The sequence below is a fragment of the Nonomuraea sp. NBC_00507 genome, assembly GCF_036013525.1.
Classification (GTDB): domain Bacteria; phylum Actinomycetota; class Actinomycetes; order Streptosporangiales; family Streptosporangiaceae; genus Nonomuraea.
Genome location: NZ_CP107853.1, coordinates 528,739 through 546,523, shown reverse-complemented (window position 1 = coordinate 546,523; position 17,785 = coordinate 528,739). Strand labels below are relative to the sequence as shown.

Sequence of the window (17,785 nt, the reverse complement as noted above, 5' to 3'; positions counted from 1 at the left end):
AGTGCCTGAACCCGCCGAGAAGGAGGCTTCGCCGTGGACATCCCACCCGCTTCCACGCCCATCGTGTGCGACATGACCACTGCCCTCGACACCGCCCAGCAGCGCCTGGACGAATACCGGCACCTGTTCGGCCGGCATCTCGTGAGCCGCGAGAAGACCAGCCAGGGCATCCGCTTCCGCCTGCGCGCCGAGCCTGGCGTGGTGGCGTGGGTGCGGGATCTGGCCACGCGGGAGCAAGCCTGCTGCGCGTTCTTCGCCTTCGACATCACCGTCGAGGGCGAGACGGTGATCTGGGACTGCGCGGTCAGTGACAACGACACCGCCCGCGCCATCCTGGAGGAGTACTACCACCTGCCCGACGCCGCCCTGCAAAGCCCCGACGAGGTGGAGAAGCGCCTGGCCACCAAGGGCCTGCACTTCATCGCCGACCCGGCCGACCCCCTCCGCTATACGGTCGGCTGACCCCCGGTACACCGGCGGACCGAGCCCCGCTGCCCGCGCAAAGGTCGGTGGCAGGGCTTGCGCGCCGGGATGTGTTGTCGTGGCTATCCCCAGGTGACCGGTAGTTCGTGGACGCCGTAGTCGAAGGCCATGTGCGCGCGCGTGTTCCGGCCGATGTCCAGGGTGCTTCGCTGGTTCCCCCGATCACGGGCTGACTCCTGACTGGCCGACCTGGTCGTGTCGTCCACCGTCACCGGCATCACCGCCGACCATGCGGTGTCGTGTCAGCGGCGGCGTCAGGTCGGCAACGGCCCCGTATCAGAGCGGTCGGCGATGGTGGATGTCATGAACGGTTCAGCGAAGGCGGCCTCAAGGCTGGTTGAGATCTACTCAGGCCCGCCGACCTGAGCAATCTCGATATGCCGGGCACCAACAGGACCGCATTCCACCATCGGTTCGTCACAGATTTGAAGGAGCACACCACTATGTCCGTCACCCTTACCGACCAGGACAAGACCACCCTGCGCACCGCCGCCTACGGCGCCGTCACGCTGCTGGCCGCCGCCGGAGCCGCCGGCTCGCCCCACAAGATCGCCACCCACGGCTCCATCGCCCTGGCTTCTGCGACCGGCCTGGTCGGGCACGTGCTCGCCGCAAAGACCAAGGACATCAACCTGTACGGCAAGTCCGTCGCCGAACTCGCCGACCATGTGCTGCCGGCCCTGACGGCAGCCATGAGCCTGCTCAAGAAGCAGGCTCCGGCAGAGGCCGACAACTTCCGCAACACCGTCCTCGTCGCTGTCGAAGCAGCCGCCCGGACCCACCAGGGTGAGCCCAGTCCCACTCTGGCCGACATGATCGGCAAGATCACCGGAGCCCTCGACGCCGCTTGAGGGACCCCATCCCTGTTGACCCCGAATTGCTCGACGAGCTATGCGCGTGAGCGCCACTAGAGACGAACGAGGAACAATGAAAACCCAATCCCCACCAGTGATCACGGCGACCGGGCGGCGTATCTACGGCGTGCACCAGCGCCCCGTCATCCGCGGCAAGGTCTTCCGGCGAGCGGCGGTTACGGCGCTAGCGGCCGCGCTGCTGGCCGGGACGGCCACCCCCGCGGTGGCCGCCGCCGACAGCAGGGCGGCCGTGCTGAAGGCCGCTGCCGACAGCAACGCGGCTGTGCTGAAGGCCGCTGACGGGCAGGATCGTCCAGAGCTGCGGGAGGCCGTGCAGGCGTTCGTCGATGCCGGTTTCGCCGGGGTGCAGGTGCGTGTGCACGATGAGCAGGGCGAGTGGGTCGGCAGCGCCGGGGTGCGCAAGCTGGGCCAGAGCGTCAAGCCGCCGACGAACGGGCGGTTCTGGGCGGGCAGCATCAGCAAGACCTTCACCGCGACTTTGGTGTTACAGCTGGTGGCCGAGGGCAAGATCGGGCTGGATACCCCGGTGGCCGGCTATCTGCCCGAGTTCGGGCTGGACCGGCGGATCACGGTGCGGATGCTGCTGCAGCACACCAGCGGCTTGTTCAACTACACCGGCGAGTACTACGACGACGGGACGGTCGTGCCGGGAATCCCCGCCGCAGGCGACGAGTGGCTGAACAACCGGTTCCGCAGCTACCAGCCAGAAGAGCTGATCCGGCTGGCGTTGTCCAAGTCGCCGCGATTCGAGCCGGGCACGGACCAGAACTACTCCAACACCAACTACACGCTGGCCCTGCTGCTGATCGAGAAGCTCACCGGCCGCTCCTACGCCGAGGAGATGCAGCGGCGGATCCTGCGGCCGCTCGGGCTGAACGGCACCATGCCGGCGGGCAACCGGACGCAGCTCCCTGGGCCGCACGCCCACGGCTATTATCGCTACCAGGACGCCGCCGGCCAGCAGAAGGTGGTCGACATCAGCCGCCAGAACGTTTCCCTGCTGGCCGGCGCCGGTGACCTGATCTCGACCACCCAGGATCTCCACACGTTCATCTCCGCCCTCAATGGCGGCAAGCTCCTGCCGGCCCCGCTGCTGGCCGAGATGCGCAAGCCGTACGGGAAGTACAACTACGGCTTCGGGCTGTACGTGCAGGACCTGGGCCCGAACTGCGGCACCGTCTACCAGCACAACGGCAGCCCCCCGCACGGCTACGGGGCGCTGATGTACAGCTCGCCCGACGGCAGGACGACTGTGACCGGCTCGGTGACCTGGGTGGACGAGGCCACAAGGGGCCCGGCAGCGGGATTCGAGAAGCTGCTGGGCAGGCTCGTCAAGGAGGTGTTCTGCGACGGGCAGACCGCGGGCTGACGGGTCGAGCCGGCCTCGGCGTGGCCGGTCCACCGGCGCGCGTGCCCTGCGGCACCCCGAACAGCTCAGCGTGCTGGTCGCGCACGAGCCCGTCACGCCGCGGCTGCTCCCCGCCGACCAGCGCGCCCATCACGAGGCCGAGCTTCGGGAAGTTCAGCAGATCCACCGCCTCGACGGGCTGACCGCGACCTATACCGCGATCGCCCGAGTGCTCGGCATCGACCCCGCCAACCCCGACGCCGAACCCGGCCTCACCCCGCAGCCGATGACCCCTCAGCGGATGCGCACCTTCGAGTTCTTCATCGAGCAGGACTTCACCGCCATCATCAACGACCCCCTTGACGTGACAGCCCTGAAGAACACGCCGACCCGCATCGTCCCGATCGCCGGCGCAACCACCCCGCGCACCGTCTTCGACCGCAAATGCGCCACAGCGCTGGCCACCCTGCTCGGCAGCGAGGTCACCGCGTTCCCCGCCGGCCACAACGGCAACACCACCCACCCCCGCGCCTACGCCGCCCGACTACGCGAGGTCCTCAACCACCACTGATGGCATGGGTCATGAGCCGGTGCAGGACGCGAAGATCCTCATCGTGATCACCGGCGTCGACCCCTGCCTGGTCTCCGGCAGGCGGATGTCGGCCACCGGATGCTCGAAGTCGTCGGCTACGGCGGCGATCGGCTGGGCGAGTTCCTTGGGCCTCCGAACAGGAGCAGCTCTACCGCTATCTGCTCCGCGAGCCGACATGGACCGCGCGACCGCCGACCTGCACATGCCGGACGCCCACGCCGTGCACGCCGAGCTCATCGCTCTCGGCCTGGTCGACGGCACGCTGACCGCGGTGCCCCCAGCCGCCGCCGTCGATCTGCTCGTACGGCAGCGCATCGAGCAGTCCCAGCGCCGGCTCACCGAACTCACCCTTGCCCGGGACGTGCTCACCGAGCCGGCCGAGGAGCGCCGCAGCGGCCAGCCCGTGCAGATGGTCGAACACCGGGGTGCCGCCGGCCGAGATCGGGCCCTGCTGCCCGGCCGCGCTGTGGCGCTGCTGGAGCGGATGCTCGGCCTCGAAGACACCCGGCTCGTCGCCTTGACCAAGGGCGTAGCCGCAGCCGCGGCCTGGGAACCGGACGCCCTCCGCATCGCCGAGCGCCGTGTTCCGGTCCATCGGCCTGGCGACCGGCCGGGGCCTGCCCACAGATACAGCTGGAGCGACTGCGCGGCATCACGCCTGGGGGCCGCCCATGATCAGTACCGTGTCCGGGTCGAGGCGCGGATCAGAACAGCGTGTCGCGGACCCGCAGCGAGCGGTAGCCGGTCGGGCCGAGTTGGGCGAGTTCGACGTCGATGTCGATCTCGATCTCGCCATCTTCCGCTCGAGGCAGTTCGCACCATCTGCACAATGGTCGCCATGGACGAGAACATCGCGAACGAAGCGTGGTGGAGGCGGCAAGCCGCCGCACAAGTGGACTGGTGGAAGAAACGGTCGGCAGGACACCAGGAGGAGACCCTCCGGCAGAACAACCTCATGTACGGCGGCTTGATAGCCATCGGAATCGTCTTCGTGCAGCCGTTCCTGACCGAGGAAGCCGCTTCCCTTGATCTGTCCGCCAAGATCTGCGTGATCGCTTTCTCCTTGGCCATCCCGCTCTTGTCTGCTCTTGTCGTGTTGAACCGGCATGAAACCTATCGTCGGCGCATGACGAGTTCCGTTGTCGTGCTGGTGGCGCAGCAGGCTGCGCTCGGGCTCGGGTACGTCGGGGTGGTCGCCGGCTTCTGGCACATCATGACGATCGCCGGAATCGCGATCCTGGTTGGCACGATCTTGGGTGTGGCCGTTCACTCCGCGGGTTATGTGCGGGTGGAGAAAGACGACGCCCAAGCCACACCAGGTGCGGAGCAGCCACCCCTGTAAAGCTCCGGCCGCTGAGGCGGTGTGGCGTCAGCGGCCGTGTCAGGGCGGCGACGGCCCGGTATCAGAGCGGTCGGCGATCGTTGAGGCATGAACGGTTCAGGGATTGCGGCCTCAAGGTCAGGTGAGATCCCCTCGGGCGACCCGACCTGAGCAATCCAGATAGCCGGGCACCACCAACAGATCTAAAGGAGCACACCATCATGTCGATCACCCTCACTGAGCAGGACAAGATCACCCTACGGATCGCCGCGTGGGGCGCCGTGTCGCTGATGTCCGCCGCCGGCGCTGCCGGCTCGGCCCACAAGGTCGCCACCCACGGCTCCATCGCCCTGACTTCCGCAACCGGTCTGGTCGGGCACGTGCTCGCCAAGGCGCCCAAGGGCAAGGACCTGAATGGCAAGACCGTAGCCGCACTCGCCGACCACGTGCTGCCGGCCCTGACCGCCGCCATGACCCTGCTCAAGAAGCAGGGTCCGGCAGAGGCCGCCAACTTCCGCAACACCGTGATCGTCGCCATCGAAGCAGCCGCCGGCACCTACCAGGGCCGGCCCAGTCCCACCCTGGCCGACATGGCCCGCAAGATCACCGAAGCCCTCGACGCCGCTTGAGGGGATGCCGACCTGCGCGCCGCGATTGTCTCTCCGCCACGCTGATCTGCATCAAGGCAGACTCGATCACACGCTGCTGCGTGAACAGGTCACGGATGGCGTTGACGATGGAGGTCACGGGCTGGTGCTCGGCGAAGACGCGCAGCGGCCCGGGCAGGGTGTCGGTGGGAACGAACGCCGAGCTGAGGAACGGCAGGAAGATGAGCGGGTAGGAGAACGCGCTCGCGCCTTCCATCGTCTTGGCGGACAGGCCGGGGATAACGGCGATCCAGGTCAACGCCAGGGTGAACAGGATCAGGATGCCCGCCACCGACAGCCACGCCGGCACTCCCGCCGAGGAGCGGAAGCCCATGAGCAGGGCCACGAGCGTCACGACCACGAGCGAGATCACATTGGCGACCAGCGAGGTCAGCACGTGCGCCCACAGCACCGACGACCGCGCGATCGGCATCGATTGGAAGCGCCCACGCAGGCCGCGGACGTGCGGGAGTCCATCAGCCTCACCGGACAGTTCGCGGCCACGGGGTGGCCGGTCGCGGTGGCCCTGCCGTGGTTACGGGCGCTGTCCGCGCGCTGGGCAACCACGCTGGTGGATCTGGTCACCGTACCTAGATCGCGGCGTCATGACCCTGCGCGCCGCCGGCCCCCGTTGTTCCAAGCACTCATGGCCGCGATCGGTTGAGTTCCTCAAGCAGGTGGGCCGCGTATGCGCGGGGGTGGGTGGTGTTGCCGTTGTGACCCCCGGGGAACTCGGTGACCTTCATGCCGAGAAGGGCTGCCAGCTCAACGGCGCACCGGTAGGCGAAGGTGGTGCGCGGCGTCGCCCGGCCGTGTGCGGGAACGATGCGGACCGTGCTGTCCTTCAGCGCCGAATAGTCGACGGTGTCACGGGCGAACGCGGTGAAGTCGTGCTCGATGAGGAAGCCGAAATTGACCACCCACTGCGGGGTGAGCGGCTGCGGCGTCAGGTCGGGTTCCGCGTTCGCGTCGGACAGGTCGATGCCGAGCGATCTGGCGACGGCTTTGAAGGCGGCTGCCACGCCGTCACGTCGGTGGATCTGCTGGATCTCGGCGAGCTCGCGCTCGTAGCGAAGGCGCTGTACGGCGGGTAGCAGCAACGGCGTGGAAGGCTCATGGGCGACGAGCGTGCCGACCTGCGCCGGGTGACCGATTGCCAGGTGAAGCCCGATGACCGCGCCGAAACCGCAGCCGAGCATGCGGACAGGTTGATCGGTGAGGTCGGCCAGCAGGCGGTGGAGATCGTCCGCGTGTTCCGTGACCGTGACACCGGCTCCCCGCCGGTCCATGGCGCTGCGAGACAGTCCGCGCCGGTCGTAGGTCACGACGGTGTAGTCATCGACGAGCCGGTCGACGAGGTCGACGCTGCGGCCGGCATCGCCCTCACCGCTCTGGGAGATCACCAGCATCGGACCAGTGCCGCGCTTCTCGTAATAAATGCTCATACGATCACGACGCTAGGCTGTGTGCCTGTTGATCCGAATCAGTAACAAGACCGGCGTTGACGTATAAGTAAGGGGATTCCTTGCTCCACGGACGCGAGGCCGAGCGGGCGGCCATCGACCGCTTGCTGCTCGAGGCCGGCGCCGGGCGCAGCGGAGCTGTCGTGGTGCGCGGCGAGGCGGGGATCGGTAAGAGCGCGCTGCTGCGCTACGCGGAGAACGCCGCCGCGGACATGCGGATCCTGCGCGGCGTGGGCGTGGAGACCGAGGTCGGGCTGGCCTTCGCCGGATTGCACCTGCTGCTCGGCTCGTTCGCCGACCGGCTTACCGCCCTGCCGCCCTTGCAGGCGGCGGCGCTGCGCGGAGTGTTCGGGCTGACCGACGCCCAGCCCGCTGAACGGTTCATGGTCGGGCTGGCCACCTTGTCGCTGCTCAGCGAGCTGGCCGAGGACCGCCCGCTGCTGTGCGTGATCGACGACGCACACTGGCTGGATCAGGCGTCCGCAGACGCGCTGCTGTTCGCCAGCAGACGCCTCGACGCGGAAGGCATCGCGATGATCTTCGCGGTCCGCGACGGGGTGCCGTTCACCGCACCCGGCCTGCCCGAACTGCGGCTGCACGGGCTTTCCAGTACGGCCAGTGCCGCCCTGCTGGCCGAGCACTCGGCAGGCCTGGCGCCACACGTACGCGACCAGATCCTGGACGAAGCCCAGGGCAACCCGCTGGCCCTGCTTGAGCTGCCGGGCGCGCTGACCCCGGCGCAGCGGGCGGGAGAGCTGCCCGTCGAGGCCTTCCAGATGGGCACGCAGCAGCTGTCCGGCCGGTTGGAGGGGCAGTTCGCCCAGCGGGTGCGCGCGTTGCCTGCCAGGTCGCGGCTGCTGGTGCTGATCGCCGCCGCGGAGGAGAGCGGCGCGCTGGACGTGGTCCTGGCCGCAGGGGAGTTCCTCGGGGCTGGCCTCGACGACCTGGAGCCGGTGGAGGTGAGCGGCCTGATGGGATTCGTGGACGGCCGCCTCACCTTCCGCCACCCCCTGGTGCGATCGGCCACTTACCGGGAGGCGACGGTCACCAGACGGCTTGCCGTACATCGGGCTCTTGCCAACGTGCACGGCGCGCGCGGCGATCTGGATCGCCGCACCTGGCACCTGAGCGCTGCCGCGATCGGCCCTGACGAGGACCTCGCGGCCGATATGGAGCGCATCGCGGAGCAGGCCTCCGTACGCGGTGGGCATGCCGCCGTCTCGGCCTCCTACCAGCGCGCCGCGCAGCTCACCCCCGACCTGGAGCGGCGGGCAGAGCGGCTGGCCCGCGCCGCCGAGGCCGCGGCGGACGCCGGTCAGACCCAGCTGGCCGCTGCCTTGGACGAGCAGACCGTCGCCTGCACCAGCCGGCCGAACGTCCTGGCGCGCCTGGCCAGGATGCGGGTCACCATCGCACAGGAGCAGGAACACGGCTCGCAGGCCCTCGAGTTGGCCCAGGTGGCCGACCATATCGCCGGGGAGGCACCTGGCGAGGCCGCGTTCCTGTTCCTCAATGCCGTCGCCTCCGCGTGGTCGGCAGGCGACCTGTCCGCCATCACGGACCTGGCCGCGCGTGCCTCGGCTCGATCACGCGATCCCCTTCTGGCCAGCGCCACGACCGCGATCACGCAGCTGGCCGGCGACGCGACCGCTCCCTTACTCGAACTCATCGACACAGTAAGGGGCGGCCAAGAGCGCGGTCCACGAGAGCGGCTGATCCTTCACTCGTGGCTGCTTTGGCTGGCCGATGTCGAGGCCGCCCACGACGAGGCCGTCGCCATCGTGCGGGACTGCCGCGCCCAGGGCGCCATCGGTGGGCTCCCGAAAGCGTTGCTTTATGTGGGCCGCGCCCAGGTGCTCCTCGGGCGGTACAGGGATGTGGCGGTCACCGCGTCCGAAGGGCTGCGCATCGCCCAGGACACCGGGCAAACCCACTACGCCAGGCACCTGGCCGGGCTGCTGGCCTGCCTGGCGGCGATCCAGGGCGACGAGGCGCGATGCCACGAGCTCACCGACGACATCCTGCGCCACGGCATCACCGAGAGCGGGATCGAGTGCCTGGAGGCCCGCAATCTCCTCGATCTCAGCCTGGGCCGCTACGACGACATCCTGCAGGGGGTGCAGTGGAGCGTGGGGGACGCCTTAGGGGGCCTGTTCGCCATGAACCGCACCTACGCCCCCCAGGCCAGTTACGTCGAGGCGGCCGTCCGCGCCGGACGGCCTGACCTGGCCGCCCAGCCGTGTTCGCGCCTGACCGCCTGGGCGCGGACGACGGAGCAGCCGTGGGTCACCGCCATCGCCCTGCGCTGCCAGGCGCTCCTCGCCGAGGGCGAGGAGGCGGAGCGGCTGTTCGCGCAGGCCGTGAAGCTGCATGGGCTCAGCGTCGTGCCCTTCGAGCATGCCAGAACAGAGTTGCTCTACGGCGAGTGGTTGCGGCGCGGCCGCCGCCGCGCCGAGGCCCGCCCCCGCCTTCGCACCGCACTGGACATCTTCCTCCGCCTGGGCGCCGCCCCCTGGGCCGAGCGGGCGTCGTCCGAGCTGCGGGCCACCGGCGAGACCCCGCCGGCCCGCGAGCAAGCCCCCGACCTGCTGGCGCACCTCACCCCGCAAGAACTCCAGGTGGTACGGCTGGCCGCCGCGGGCATGAGCAACCGCGACATCGCCGCGCAGATGTTCCTCAGTCCTCGTACGGTCAGCCACCACCTGTACAAGGCCTATCCCAAGCTCGGAGTCGCCTCCCGCCACGAACTCGCCCGCATGGACCTTCGGTAACGCGACAGATTCGGCGCACATGGGTCGCTGCCTAGCGTCATTGGCATGGCGAACCACGGAGGGCGTGCCAGGCATCGTCATCGAGATGAAGGATCCCGGCGGCGATCAGGTCTGATGCGGTGTCGTGTCAGCGACCGCGTCAGTACGGCAACGGCCCGATATCAGAGCGGTCGGAGATCGTGGATGCCATGAACGGTTCAGCGATTGCGGCCTCGGGGCCGGTCTCGCAGATCGAACACTGTGCGCAAGGAGATTCATGATGAGACACAGCAACAGCGGCTTCTCCAAGACGGGGCTGGACAGACTGCGGGACGTGCTGGCAGGCCATGTCGAGTCCGGGAAGATTCCCGGGATCGTCGCCCTGGTCTGCCGGGGCGATGAGACGCACGTCGAAACGATCGGGACGATGCGCCATGACGGTGGCGCGCCGATGAGCCGGGACACGATCTTCCGGATGGCCTCCACGTCCAAGCCGGTCGCGATGGCGGCGGCGATGGTCCTGCTGGATGAGTGCCGGCTGCGACTGGACGACCCGGTGGATCCGTGGCTGCCCGAGCTCGCCGACCGGCAGGTGCTGAAGCGGATCGACAGCCCGCTGGACGACACCGTGCCGGCGCGGCGGCCGATCACGGTACGGGACCTGCTGACCTCCACGTTCGGGCTCGGCATGGATATGACGTCGCTGGGCACCCCGATCATGGGCGCGGTCTTCGAGCAGGGGCTCACGCCCAACCTGCCGGAGCCGATGCCCGGGCCGGATGAGTGGATGCGCCGCCTGAGCACGCTGCCGCTGATGTACCAGCCCGGCGAGCGTTGGCAGTACCAGATCAGCCACGATGTCCTCAGCGTGCTCGTCGCTCGGGTCACGGGCCAGTCGTTCGAGACGTTCCTGCGCGAACGCATCTTCGGCCCTCTGGGCATGAAGGACACCGGTTTCCACGTGCCGGCCGACAAGATAGACCGGCTGCCGACCCTCTACGCTCCTGACCCGCAGAGCGGAGAATTCCACGTGTGGGACGAGGCCGCCGGGGGACGGTGGAGCCGGCCTCCGGCGTTCCAGGGCGGCGGCGGCGGGCTCGTCTCCACCGCCGACGACTACCACGCCTACTTCCGCATGCTGCTCAACGGCGGGATGCACGGGAGCGAGCGGATCCTGTCCCGGCCCGCCGTCGAGCTGATGACCACCAACCGCCTCACGCCCGAGCAGCAGGCCGCCCGGCACGCCATGGCCATCAACAACGTCCATGTGTCCTTCGGCCAAGGCCAGCACGGCGGCTGGGGCTTCGGGATGGCAGTGCGCACCTACCGCGGCGACTACGCGCCCGTCGGCCAGTTCGGCTGGGACGGCGGAAGCGGCACCTCGACCTACGCCGACCCGGACAACCAGGTCGTCGGAATCCTGCTCACCCAGGTCGGGGCGTCCGCCCCGCATTCGATACGGCTGATGCATGACTTCTGGACCACGCTCTACCAGGCCATCGACGACTGACACCGAGCCCACGCCCGGTAGACCCGCCATCCGTCCGATCGATTTGAACGTCAGAACAGACTCAAAGGAGCACACGACCATGTCCAGCACCCTTACCGACCAGGACAAGCACACTCTGCGGATCGCCGCCTACGGCGCCGTCACGCTGATGTCCGCCGCCGATGCCGCCGGCAAGCCCCACAAGGCCGCCACCGAGGGCTCCATCGCTCTGGCCTCCGCCACCGGGCTGGTCGGGCACGTGCTCGCCGAGTACCCCAAGGGCAAGGACCTGGGCGGAAAGTCCGTGGCCGAGATCGCCGACCGCGTGCTGCCGGCCCTGACCGAGGCCATGACCCTGCTCAAGGAGCAGGATTCGGCAGAGGCCGACAACTTCCGCCGCACCGTTCTCGTTGCCGTCGAAGCAGCCGCCCGCACCCACCAGGCCCAGCCCAGCCCCACCCTGGCCGAGATGACCCGCAAGATCGCCGAAGCCCTCGACGCCGCTTGACAGGCTGTCGGCCGACGCCCACCGCCGGGCAACGCACCGTGATCAAACCCGCGCCGCTGTGCCCGGCCGTGCCCGGCGGGGTTCGACCTCGACAACTTCGCCATCGACACCGCTGACAGCACCGTGACCTGCCCGGTGGCGCACTCAGCCGCCACCGCTGCTCCGCCGGCCGGCGCTGATCCCGCTGATCTGGCCGGCACACCCGCAATGACAAGCGGAAACGCCACATGGCGCTGCCGACGGCTTCACCGATGACCAGTAACCGACCCAAAAGGGATGCACATGTCAACGTCGCAACGGCGAGGGTCTCTCGCCGCAGTCACCCTCGCGACCGCGCTCGTGGTCGCCGGTGCTCCCGCCGCATCCGCGTCGTCGGAGCCGGCGATTGAAGTCGCCGGCGGGCTGACGCGGCCCGTCTTCTCCTACGCCGACGCCATCCGTGAGCACGTCCGGGTTGAGTCGCCGGTCGACAGTGACGGCGATGGCAAGAAGGATCTGGTCCGGGTGGACATCATCCGGCCGAAGGAGTCCGGTTCCGGGCTCAAAGTCCCGGTGATCATGCAGGAAACCCCGTATTACGACGACCCGGGCGTTGGCTATGAGGTGGAACACAAGACCTACGACGCGAACGGGAACGTGACGAAGTTCCCGATGTGGTACGACAACTACTTCGTGCCCCGCGGGTATGCGTTCGTGTCCGTCGACATGATCGGCACCAGGTTGTCCGAGGGTTGCCCGACCTCCTACGGTGCCGCCGACGTGCTGGGTGGCAAGGCGGTCGTCGACTGGCTGAACGGCCGGGCGAGCGCCTACGACGACAATGGCGATCCGGTCAAAGCCACCTGGACCACCGGCCGTACCGGGATGATCGGCCACTCCTATGAGGGAGCGCTCGGCGCCGCCGTCGCCGGCACCGGCGTGCAGGGGCTGGAGACGATCGTGAACATCGCCGGCTACACCAGCGGGTATGAGAACTCGCGCTTCAACGGCGTCCTCACCTGGTTCAAGGGCGCGGCGGCGTGGCAGTCCGAGCGGGTCGACAAGGATCCGGCGGAGAAATGCGCGGCGGTACGCCGGCAACTGGACGCCGACTCCGACGACGCCACCGGCAACTACAACGCCTACTGGCACGAGCGCAACTACCGGGACGGGTCGATCTCCAAGGCGCGCAACATCCGCGCCAGCGTCTTCTCGGTGATGGGCATGCAGGACCGCAACGTGATCGGCAGCCAGTTCTCCGAGTGGTGGCCCAAGCTGCCCCGTGACGTGCAGCGCAAGATGTGGGTGACGCAGTACGGGCACCTCGAGCCGTTCTGGGCCCGCCGCGACGTATGGGTCAACACCCTGCACCAGTGGTTCGACCACGAACTGATGGGCGTGGCCAACGACATCATGCGCCAGCCGCGCGTCGACGTGCAGCTCGGCCCGGACCGCTGGATCACCCAGGCCGACTGGCCGGCGCCGACGCGGACGATGACCCTGCGCCCGCAGCAAGACGGCTCCCTGGGGCTGAGGCCCTCGACCGGCACCGGCAGCTACCTCGACACCGCCCAGACCGAGATCGCGATGGCCGACAACCCCGCCACCACCAACCCACACCGGATGGCATACCTGACCCCGCCGCTGAAAAACGCGACGCGACTGTCCGGAACGCCGACGGTGAGCCTGCGCCTCAAGCTCGACAAGCCGACCGCCAACCTGGGCGTCCTGCTCGTCGACTACGGCACCGACACCCGCATCAACTACCGCGAGACCACCCGGACGGCCGCGCAAGGCCTCAAGTTCATCGGCGGCGAAACCTGCGTCGGCCAGAGCACGGCCGATGACGACGGCTGCTACCTCAAAGCCGGCGACAACACGGCGACCTCCGACTTCAACGTGGTCACCCGCGGAATCATGGACGCGCAAAACCACAAGTCGCTCAGCCGCTCGACGCCGCTGACACCGGGCAAGCCGTACCAGATCACCTGGAACATGCTGCCACAGGACTACGAGTTCAAGGCAGGGCACCGGCTGGGCCTGGTACTGACCGGAACCAACGACGACTTCAACCTCGACGAGACCGGCAACGGCACCGGGGTCGACGTCGAACCCGGCACCGGGGCCAAGGTCACCGTCGACCTGGCCGGCACGTCGATTTCGCTGCCGCTGGTCACCGGCACGCCGATCAAGTAACAGTAAGTTCGATCGTCCGTACGGTCGCGGCCAGCGTGGTCGCGACCGTACGCATGACATCGATGAGCCGGGCGGAAGTCGCTAGGCGGTGTCCGGGCCGTAGAGCGCGGCGATGTCCTTGGAGGTGGCCCACCGGCTGTAGGTGGGCGACTGCGGCCAGCCCTCGGGCGAGTCCTGCCACTCCTCCTGCCGCCCGTACGGCAGCAGGTCGATCAGCGCGAAGGTGTGGCTGAGCTGCTCGGTTCCCCGGCCGTTGGTGTGCCAGGTGCGATACACGGTGTCGCCATCGCGCAGGAACACGTTGACGGCGAAGCCTTCGCCGGGCGGTGCGCCGACGTCGGCGCCGAACGGGCTGTTCGCGGTGGAATACCAGGCCATCGTGTTCCCGACCCGCCGCTTGTAGGCGAGTGCCTCGTCGATCGGGCCCTGGGTGACGATGACGAACCGTGCATCGTAGTTGTCCAGGAACTCCAGCCGGGTGAACTGCGAGGTGTACCCCGTGCAGCCCGGGCACTGCCACTCCTTGCCCGCGAACCACATGTGGTTGTAGACGATCAGCTGCCTCCTGCCTTCGAAGACGTCCGCCAGCCGAACGGGTCCGTGCTCGCCCTCGAGGGTGTAGTCCGGCATCCTCACCATGGGCAGGCGGCGGCGCTGGGCGGCGATGGCGTCGAGTTCCCGGGTCGCAGCCTTCTCCCGGGCACGCAGTGCTTCGAGCTGACGCTGCCAGGTGTCGGCGTCGACGACGGGCGGTAGTGCGTTTGTGCTCATGGTCCCTCACTGATCATGTGCGCAGCTTTGCCGTGTTGAGGAGTAGACCTGGCCCGGTCGTCAGATTCATCGGTGGTCGGCCGATCCGATCCACAAAGCCACGAAACGAGAGCGCTCACGCCCGCCCCGGAAACGCGTTCGTCGTACACCGAGCGCCTGATTCCGCGGAAACGGCGAATTTCGTACAGGCCCCAACCGTTCACCCCTCCCCGGGCGTCTTATTTACATGACGGAATCCGAGGCGTTCGAGGCCTTCGTCGCCGCCTGGCACCCGCGGCTGCTCCGTGCCGCCATCCTCATCAGCGGTGACATGCATCTGGCCGAGGACGTGCTTCAGGATGCCCTGATCAAACTGGCGCGCCGCTGGTCGAAGGTGCACACCGACCCGGTCAGTTACCTGCGTACCACCCTGTACAGGGACGTGGCGTCCAAGTGGCGGAGGCGACGGGAATTCCCCTACGGGGAGCCGCCCGACCAGGCGGATCGCGATACCTCGGGAGCGTCGGACCTGAAGGTGGTGTTCGCCCGCGCGCTGGCCAGGCTGCCGGTGAAGCAGCGGGCGGTGCTGGTGCTGCGCTTCTACGAGGATCTGCCCGTCGGGGAGGTGGCCGCGATCCTCGGGGTCTCGCCCGGGACGGTGAAGAGCCAGACGCACGCGGCGCTGAAGCGGTTACGCGAGGTCGCTCCCGAGCTGGAGAAGGTGTTGATATGACGGATCAGAGGCTGCGGGAGCTCTTCAATGATCTCGCCGAGACTCTGCCCGAGGGGGCGTCCCGCGCGGGCGAGCTGTGGCGGCAGGGCACGCGGAGCCGTACCCGCCGCCGGTGGACGGTGGCCGCGGCGGCCGCGACGGTCTCCGCGTTCGTCGTGGTGGGGATCGCCGTGTTCCCGGAGCCGGTCGAGCGCGGCATCACCGTGTATCCCGGCGTCGCACTCACGCCCACGCCCACGATCCCGCCGGCTCCCGCCATGGACATAGCGCCGCAGCCCAGCGGTGAGGCGGCGCTGCCCACGGCGGCGACCGCGCTGCCGGAGAGGTGGGCCGACATCCCCGTGGTGACCGCGGTTTCCGGACCGGTCCTGGCGCTGGCCGAGTTCGGCGACGGGCAGATCTACGTGATGAAATCAGGTGGCCGCATCCCTCTCAAGGTGAAGCTGGATGATTCCGTGGATGCGGACGGCAACGGCGGGACGCCGCTGAAGCCCAACTCGCTCGCCCCCGACGGGACGATGGCCGCCTTCCCGCAGAAGGACGAGGTGGTGGTCGTCGACCTCGTGATCGGCCAGACCAGGCGCTACCCGGTGCCGGGGTTCAACGAGGTGGTGCTCTGGCGTGGCGAGCAACTCCTCGTCGAGCAGGGGGAGGCGAACTACCTGCTCGACTTGGCCACGGGGAAGATGCGGCGGCAGCCGTACAAGGGCTTTACCGGTGTCGCAGGCTACCGCGACCTCAGGATCGTCTCGCCCGGCAAAGGCGGCCGGACGGTCATCCAGGAGGGCAGGTCGGAGGTGGAGCTGGACCTCCAGGCCATCACCCACGGGGGCAGCAGGCCCGCGGGCATCCTGGGCGATCAGGCATGGCAACGGGACGGTCTCGTCGCCCTGTCCGCGTTCGCCCAAGACGACCAGGCGGGAGGAGCCGACATGGTCGTCGTGGCCGACGCCGCCACGGGACGGGTGGTCAGGACGCTGCTCCTGCCCTGGGGTCATTCTGCTGACACGAGGTGCGGGAAGGGCGGCTGCCCTGTGCGCGGCTGGATCAGCCAGGGCGTGATCATCGAGAGCGAGGACAGGCTGCTCGGCTGGAACATCAACACCGGCGCGCTGTCACGCGTCGCCGAACTGCCCGAGGGTGTGACCGCCTACTCCCTGCGCAGTGGGTGAGCGGCCGGGCCCGGCGGACGCCTCACGGGTGGGCGCGGCGGGAGGGGCGACGTCAGCGGACATCGGCTTTCCGATCACGTGGGTGCAGGGGAGGAATCAGCGCAGGAACCGGTGGATGGCGTGGCGGATCTGCTCGGGCGTCATCGGGTCGGTCGACAGGGCGCTGTGCAGCACGAGCCCTTCGATGAGCGCGTCCAGTTCCCGGGCGGTGGTGGCGTCGAAGTGGCGTTCCAGCGCCTGCCGGCTGCGCGCCATCCAGGCCTGGGTGACGGCCCGCAAGGCCGGATGACGTGCCGCGGCCACGTACAGCTCCACGGAAAGGACGAGGTCGTCCTGCGAGCCGAGCAGGTCGTCGGCCACCAGCGTGATGACGGCCTCGATCGCCGCGTCCTGGTCTGGGGCGGCGCTCAGCCGCTCGTCGAAGACGCGGGCCACGAAGTCGGCGTGCCGGGTGAACGCTTCGGCGAGCACCTCCTCCAGCGAGGTGAAGTGGTAGGTCATCGAGCCCAGCGGTACGTCCGCGACCCGGGCGATCTCCCGGTGCGTCGTCCCGGCCACGCCGCGCTCGGCGATGACGGTGAGCGCGGCGTCGATCAGCCGGTCCCGCCGCCCGGGGTCGTGCCGGCGAGGCCGCCGCGGGACCGGTGACCGCGGGCTGGTGGGGCTGTTCATGAAGTGCCCGGCTCGATGGTGCGGATCACGCGGGCGGGATTGCCCACGGCGACGACGTTCGCCGGGAGGTCCCTGGTGACCACCGCGCCGGCGCCGACGACCGTGTTCTCCCCGATCGTGACCCCGGCCAGGACGATCGCCCCGCTGCCCAGCCACACGTTGTCGCCGATGGTGATCGGTTTCGCGGCCTCCCACTTCGCCCTGCGGGGCTCCGGATCCACCGGGTGGGTCGGCGTCATCAGCTGAACGTAGGACCCGATCTGCACGTCGTCGCCGATGGTGATCGGCGCGACGTCCAACGCCACGAGACCGAAGTTGGCGAACGACCGGGCGCCGATGCGGATGTGGCTGCCGTAGTCCACCCGCAGCGGCGGCCGGATCTCCGTGCCCTCACCGATGGCCCCGAGCAGCTCGGTGAGCAGCCGGCGCCGCTCCCGCGGGTTACGGGCCGACGTCGCGTTGAACGCTTCCATCAGGTCCGCCGCGCGCAGCATGTGCTCGGCCAGCTCCGGGTCATCGGCGATGTACAGGTCACCGGCGAGCATCCGCTCGCGCATCGAGCGGCCATCAAAGTCGGGCATCATACGTACAAGCGTACACATTGAATGTACGTATGTACATATCGATGGGAGTGTGACAGGGGTGACGTCGGCGCCCGCAAGACGGCGAGGACAGGCAGACGTCGGTGGGGGACAGGTGGCTGTCGGCGCCCCAGTACAGGGTGACCCTGCAGCGGCAGTCGGGGCTGTCGACGGCGATCCACGCGCCGGGAGCACGAGTTTTGACACTTCGTACGGATAACCGCTA

General features: G+C 68.7%; 20 protein-coding genes. 12 read left to right on the top strand and 8 right to left on the bottom strand.

Annotation, left to right across the window (positions count from 1 at the left end):
• Positions 1-33: 33 nt before the first annotated feature.
• The gene (locus tag OHA25_RS02875) at positions 34-462 is read left to right on the top strand and encodes a hypothetical protein (protein WP_327586075.1); all 429 of its coding nucleotides are present in this window, start codon (positions 34-36) and stop codon (positions 460-462) included.
• Positions 463-545: 83 nt separating this feature from the next.
• Here OHA25_RS02875 and OHA25_RS02870 read toward each other — a convergent pair whose 3' ends face one another.
• The gene (locus OHA25_RS02870) at positions 546-701 is read right to left on the bottom strand and encodes a hypothetical protein (protein ID WP_327586074.1); all 156 of its coding nucleotides are present in this window, start codon (positions 699-701) and stop codon (positions 546-548) included.
• Between the two features lie 225 nt (positions 702-926).
• Between OHA25_RS02870 and OHA25_RS02865 the strand changes: the two genes are divergently transcribed.
• From OHA25_RS02865 to OHA25_RS02855, 3 genes are all read left to right on the top strand, one after another.
• A complete protein-coding gene (locus tag OHA25_RS02865) occupies positions 927-1,334 on the top strand; it encodes a hypothetical protein (RefSeq protein ID WP_327586073.1) in 408 nt (135 codons plus the stop codon).
• 76 nt (positions 1,335-1,410) lie between these two features.
• The gene (locus tag OHA25_RS02860; protein WP_327586072.1) at positions 1,411-2,727 is read left to right on the top strand and encodes a serine hydrolase domain-containing protein; all 1,317 of its coding nucleotides are present in this window, start codon (positions 1,411-1,413) and stop codon (positions 2,725-2,727) included.
• A 70-nt stretch (positions 2,728-2,797) separates the two neighbouring features.
• On the top strand, positions 2,798-3,277 hold the full coding sequence (locus OHA25_RS02855; protein ID WP_327586071.1) for a hypothetical protein: 480 nt from the start codon (positions 2,798-2,800) through the stop codon (positions 3,275-3,277).
• 175 nt (positions 3,278-3,452) lie between these two features.
• Here the strand turns inward: OHA25_RS02855 and OHA25_RS02850 are convergent, their stop codons facing one another.
• Both OHA25_RS02850 and OHA25_RS02845 read right to left on the bottom strand, forming a co-directional pair.
• Positions 3,453-3,893 (bottom strand): hypothetical protein, encoded by a 441-nt coding sequence (locus tag OHA25_RS02850; RefSeq protein ID WP_327586070.1) that lies wholly within the window; start codon positions 3,891-3,893, stop codon positions 3,453-3,455.
• A 109-nt stretch (positions 3,894-4,002) separates the two neighbouring features.
• Entirely contained in the window at positions 4,003-4,128 is a 126-nt protein-coding gene (locus OHA25_RS02845) for a hypothetical protein (RefSeq protein ID WP_327586069.1), read from the bottom strand.
• Positions 4,129-4,136: 8 nt separating this feature from the next.
• On the opposite strand from OHA25_RS02845, the gene OHA25_RS02840 reads away from it, so the two are divergent.
• Entirely contained in the window at positions 4,137-4,640 is a 504-nt protein-coding gene (locus OHA25_RS02840; protein WP_327586068.1) for a hypothetical protein, read from the top strand.
• A 200-nt stretch (positions 4,641-4,840) separates the two neighbouring features.
• The gene (locus tag OHA25_RS02835) at positions 4,841-5,248 is read left to right on the top strand and encodes a hypothetical protein (protein ID WP_327586067.1); all 408 of its coding nucleotides are present in this window, start codon (positions 4,841-4,843) and stop codon (positions 5,246-5,248) included.
• Here the strand turns inward: OHA25_RS02835 and OHA25_RS02830 are convergent.
• Positions 5,223-5,720, bottom strand: coding sequence for an ABC transporter permease (locus OHA25_RS02830; protein ID WP_442942161.1), 498 nt, complete (start codon positions 5,718-5,720; stop codon positions 5,223-5,225). The two genes, OHA25_RS02835 and OHA25_RS02830, sit on opposite strands and share 26 nt — an antisense overlap.
• A gap of 190 nt (positions 5,721-5,910) precedes the next feature.
• Positions 5,911-6,711 (bottom strand): alpha/beta fold hydrolase, encoded by an 801-nt coding sequence (locus tag OHA25_RS02825; protein ID WP_327586065.1) that lies wholly within the window; start codon positions 6,709-6,711, stop codon positions 5,911-5,913.
• Positions 6,712-6,791: 80 nt separating this feature from the next.
• Here OHA25_RS02825 and OHA25_RS02820 point away from each other — a divergent pair, with 80 nt between their 5' ends.
• The 4 genes from OHA25_RS02820 (at position 6,792) to OHA25_RS02805 (ending at position 13,651) form a co-directional block, all read left to right on the top strand.
• A complete protein-coding gene (locus OHA25_RS02820) occupies positions 6,792-9,500 on the top strand; it encodes a helix-turn-helix transcriptional regulator (RefSeq protein WP_327586064.1) in 2,709 nt (902 codons plus the stop codon).
• 259 nt (positions 9,501-9,759) lie between these two features.
• Positions 9,760-10,989 carry a serine hydrolase domain-containing protein gene (locus OHA25_RS02815; RefSeq protein ID WP_327590915.1) on the top strand — a complete coding sequence of 410 codons (1,230 nt, stop codon included), beginning with the start codon at positions 9,760-9,762 and terminating at the stop codon, positions 10,987-10,989.
• Positions 10,990-11,068: 79 nt separating this feature from the next.
• Positions 11,069-11,476, top strand: a complete 408-nt coding sequence (locus OHA25_RS02810) for a hypothetical protein (protein WP_327586063.1) — start codon at positions 11,069-11,071, stop codon at positions 11,474-11,476.
• A 282-nt stretch (positions 11,477-11,758) separates the two neighbouring features.
• Positions 11,759-13,651 (top strand): CocE/NonD family hydrolase, encoded by a 1,893-nt coding sequence (locus tag OHA25_RS02805; protein ID WP_327586062.1) that lies wholly within the window; start codon positions 11,759-11,761, stop codon positions 13,649-13,651.
• 81 nt (positions 13,652-13,732) lie between these two features.
• On the opposite strand, the gene OHA25_RS02800 is transcribed toward OHA25_RS02805, so the two are convergent.
• Positions 13,733-14,422: a DUF899 domain-containing protein gene (locus tag OHA25_RS02800; RefSeq protein ID WP_327586061.1), complete on the bottom strand. Its 690-nt coding sequence runs from the start codon at positions 14,420-14,422 to the stop codon at positions 13,733-13,735.
• Positions 14,423-14,648: 226 nt separating this feature from the next.
• Here OHA25_RS02800 and OHA25_RS02795 point away from each other — a divergent pair, with 226 nt between their 5' ends.
• A complete protein-coding gene (locus OHA25_RS02795) occupies positions 14,649-15,134 on the top strand; it encodes a SigE family RNA polymerase sigma factor (protein ID WP_327586060.1) in 486 nt (161 codons plus the stop codon).
• The gene (locus OHA25_RS02790) at positions 15,131-16,306 is read left to right on the top strand and encodes a hypothetical protein (RefSeq protein WP_327586059.1); all 1,176 of its coding nucleotides are present in this window, start codon (positions 15,131-15,133) and stop codon (positions 16,304-16,306) included. Before OHA25_RS02795 ends, OHA25_RS02790 begins: the two co-directional genes overlap by 4 nt.
• A 96-nt stretch (positions 16,307-16,402) precedes the next feature.
• Here the strand turns inward: OHA25_RS02790 and OHA25_RS02785 are convergent, their stop codons facing one another.
• On the bottom strand, positions 16,403-16,978 hold the full coding sequence (locus tag OHA25_RS02785) for a TetR/AcrR family transcriptional regulator (protein ID WP_327586058.1): 576 nt from the start codon (positions 16,976-16,978) through the stop codon (positions 16,403-16,405).
• Positions 16,975-17,559: a sugar O-acetyltransferase gene (locus OHA25_RS02780; protein ID WP_327590914.1), complete on the bottom strand. Its 585-nt coding sequence runs from the start codon at positions 17,557-17,559 to the stop codon at positions 16,975-16,977. The genes OHA25_RS02785 and OHA25_RS02780 overlap by 4 nt, the downstream gene beginning before the upstream one ends.
• Positions 17,560-17,785: the final 226 nt, after the last annotated feature.

Excerpts from the sequence above, each read along its gene's own strand:
- OHA25_RS02870 (WP_327586074.1), bottom strand. The coding sequence starts at position 701 with ATGCCGGTGACGGTGGACGACACGACCAGGTCGGCCAGTCAGGAGTCA.
- OHA25_RS02865 (WP_327586073.1), top strand. The coding sequence starts at position 927 with ATGTCCGTCACCCTTACCGACCAGGACAAGACCACCCTGCGCACCGCC.
- OHA25_RS02860 (WP_327586072.1), top strand. The coding sequence starts at position 1,411 with ATGAAAACCCAATCCCCACCAGTGATCACGGCGACCGGGCGGCGTATC.
- OHA25_RS02850 (WP_327586070.1), bottom strand. The coding sequence starts at position 3,893 with ATGGACCGGAACACGGCGCTCGGCGATGCGGAGGGCGTCCGGTTCCCA.
- OHA25_RS02840 (WP_327586068.1), top strand. The coding sequence starts at position 4,137 with ATGGACGAGAACATCGCGAACGAAGCGTGGTGGAGGCGGCAAGCCGCC.
- OHA25_RS02835 (WP_327586067.1), top strand. The coding sequence starts at position 4,841 with ATGTCGATCACCCTCACTGAGCAGGACAAGATCACCCTACGGATCGCC.
- OHA25_RS02825 (WP_327586065.1), bottom strand. The coding sequence starts at position 6,711 with ATGAGCATTTATTACGAGAAGCGCGGCACTGGTCCGATGCTGGTGATC.
- OHA25_RS02815 (WP_327590915.1), top strand. The coding sequence starts at position 9,760 with ATGAGACACAGCAACAGCGGCTTCTCCAAGACGGGGCTGGACAGACTG.
- OHA25_RS02810 (WP_327586063.1), top strand. The coding sequence starts at position 11,069 with ATGTCCAGCACCCTTACCGACCAGGACAAGCACACTCTGCGGATCGCC.
- OHA25_RS02805 (WP_327586062.1), top strand. The coding sequence starts at position 11,759 with ATGTCAACGTCGCAACGGCGAGGGTCTCTCGCCGCAGTCACCCTCGCG.
- OHA25_RS02800 (WP_327586061.1), bottom strand. The coding sequence starts at position 14,422 with ATGAGCACAAACGCACTACCGCCCGTCGTCGACGCCGACACCTGGCAG.
- OHA25_RS02795 (WP_327586060.1), top strand. The coding sequence starts at position 14,649 with ATGACGGAATCCGAGGCGTTCGAGGCCTTCGTCGCCGCCTGGCACCCG.
- OHA25_RS02790 (WP_327586059.1), top strand. The coding sequence starts at position 15,131 with ATGACGGATCAGAGGCTGCGGGAGCTCTTCAATGATCTCGCCGAGACT.
- OHA25_RS02785 (WP_327586058.1), bottom strand. The coding sequence starts at position 16,978 with ATGAACAGCCCCACCAGCCCGCGGTCACCGGTCCCGCGGCGGCCTCGC.
- OHA25_RS02780 (WP_327590914.1), bottom strand. The coding sequence starts at position 17,559 with ATGCCCGACTTTGATGGCCGCTCGATGCGCGAGCGGATGCTCGCCGGT.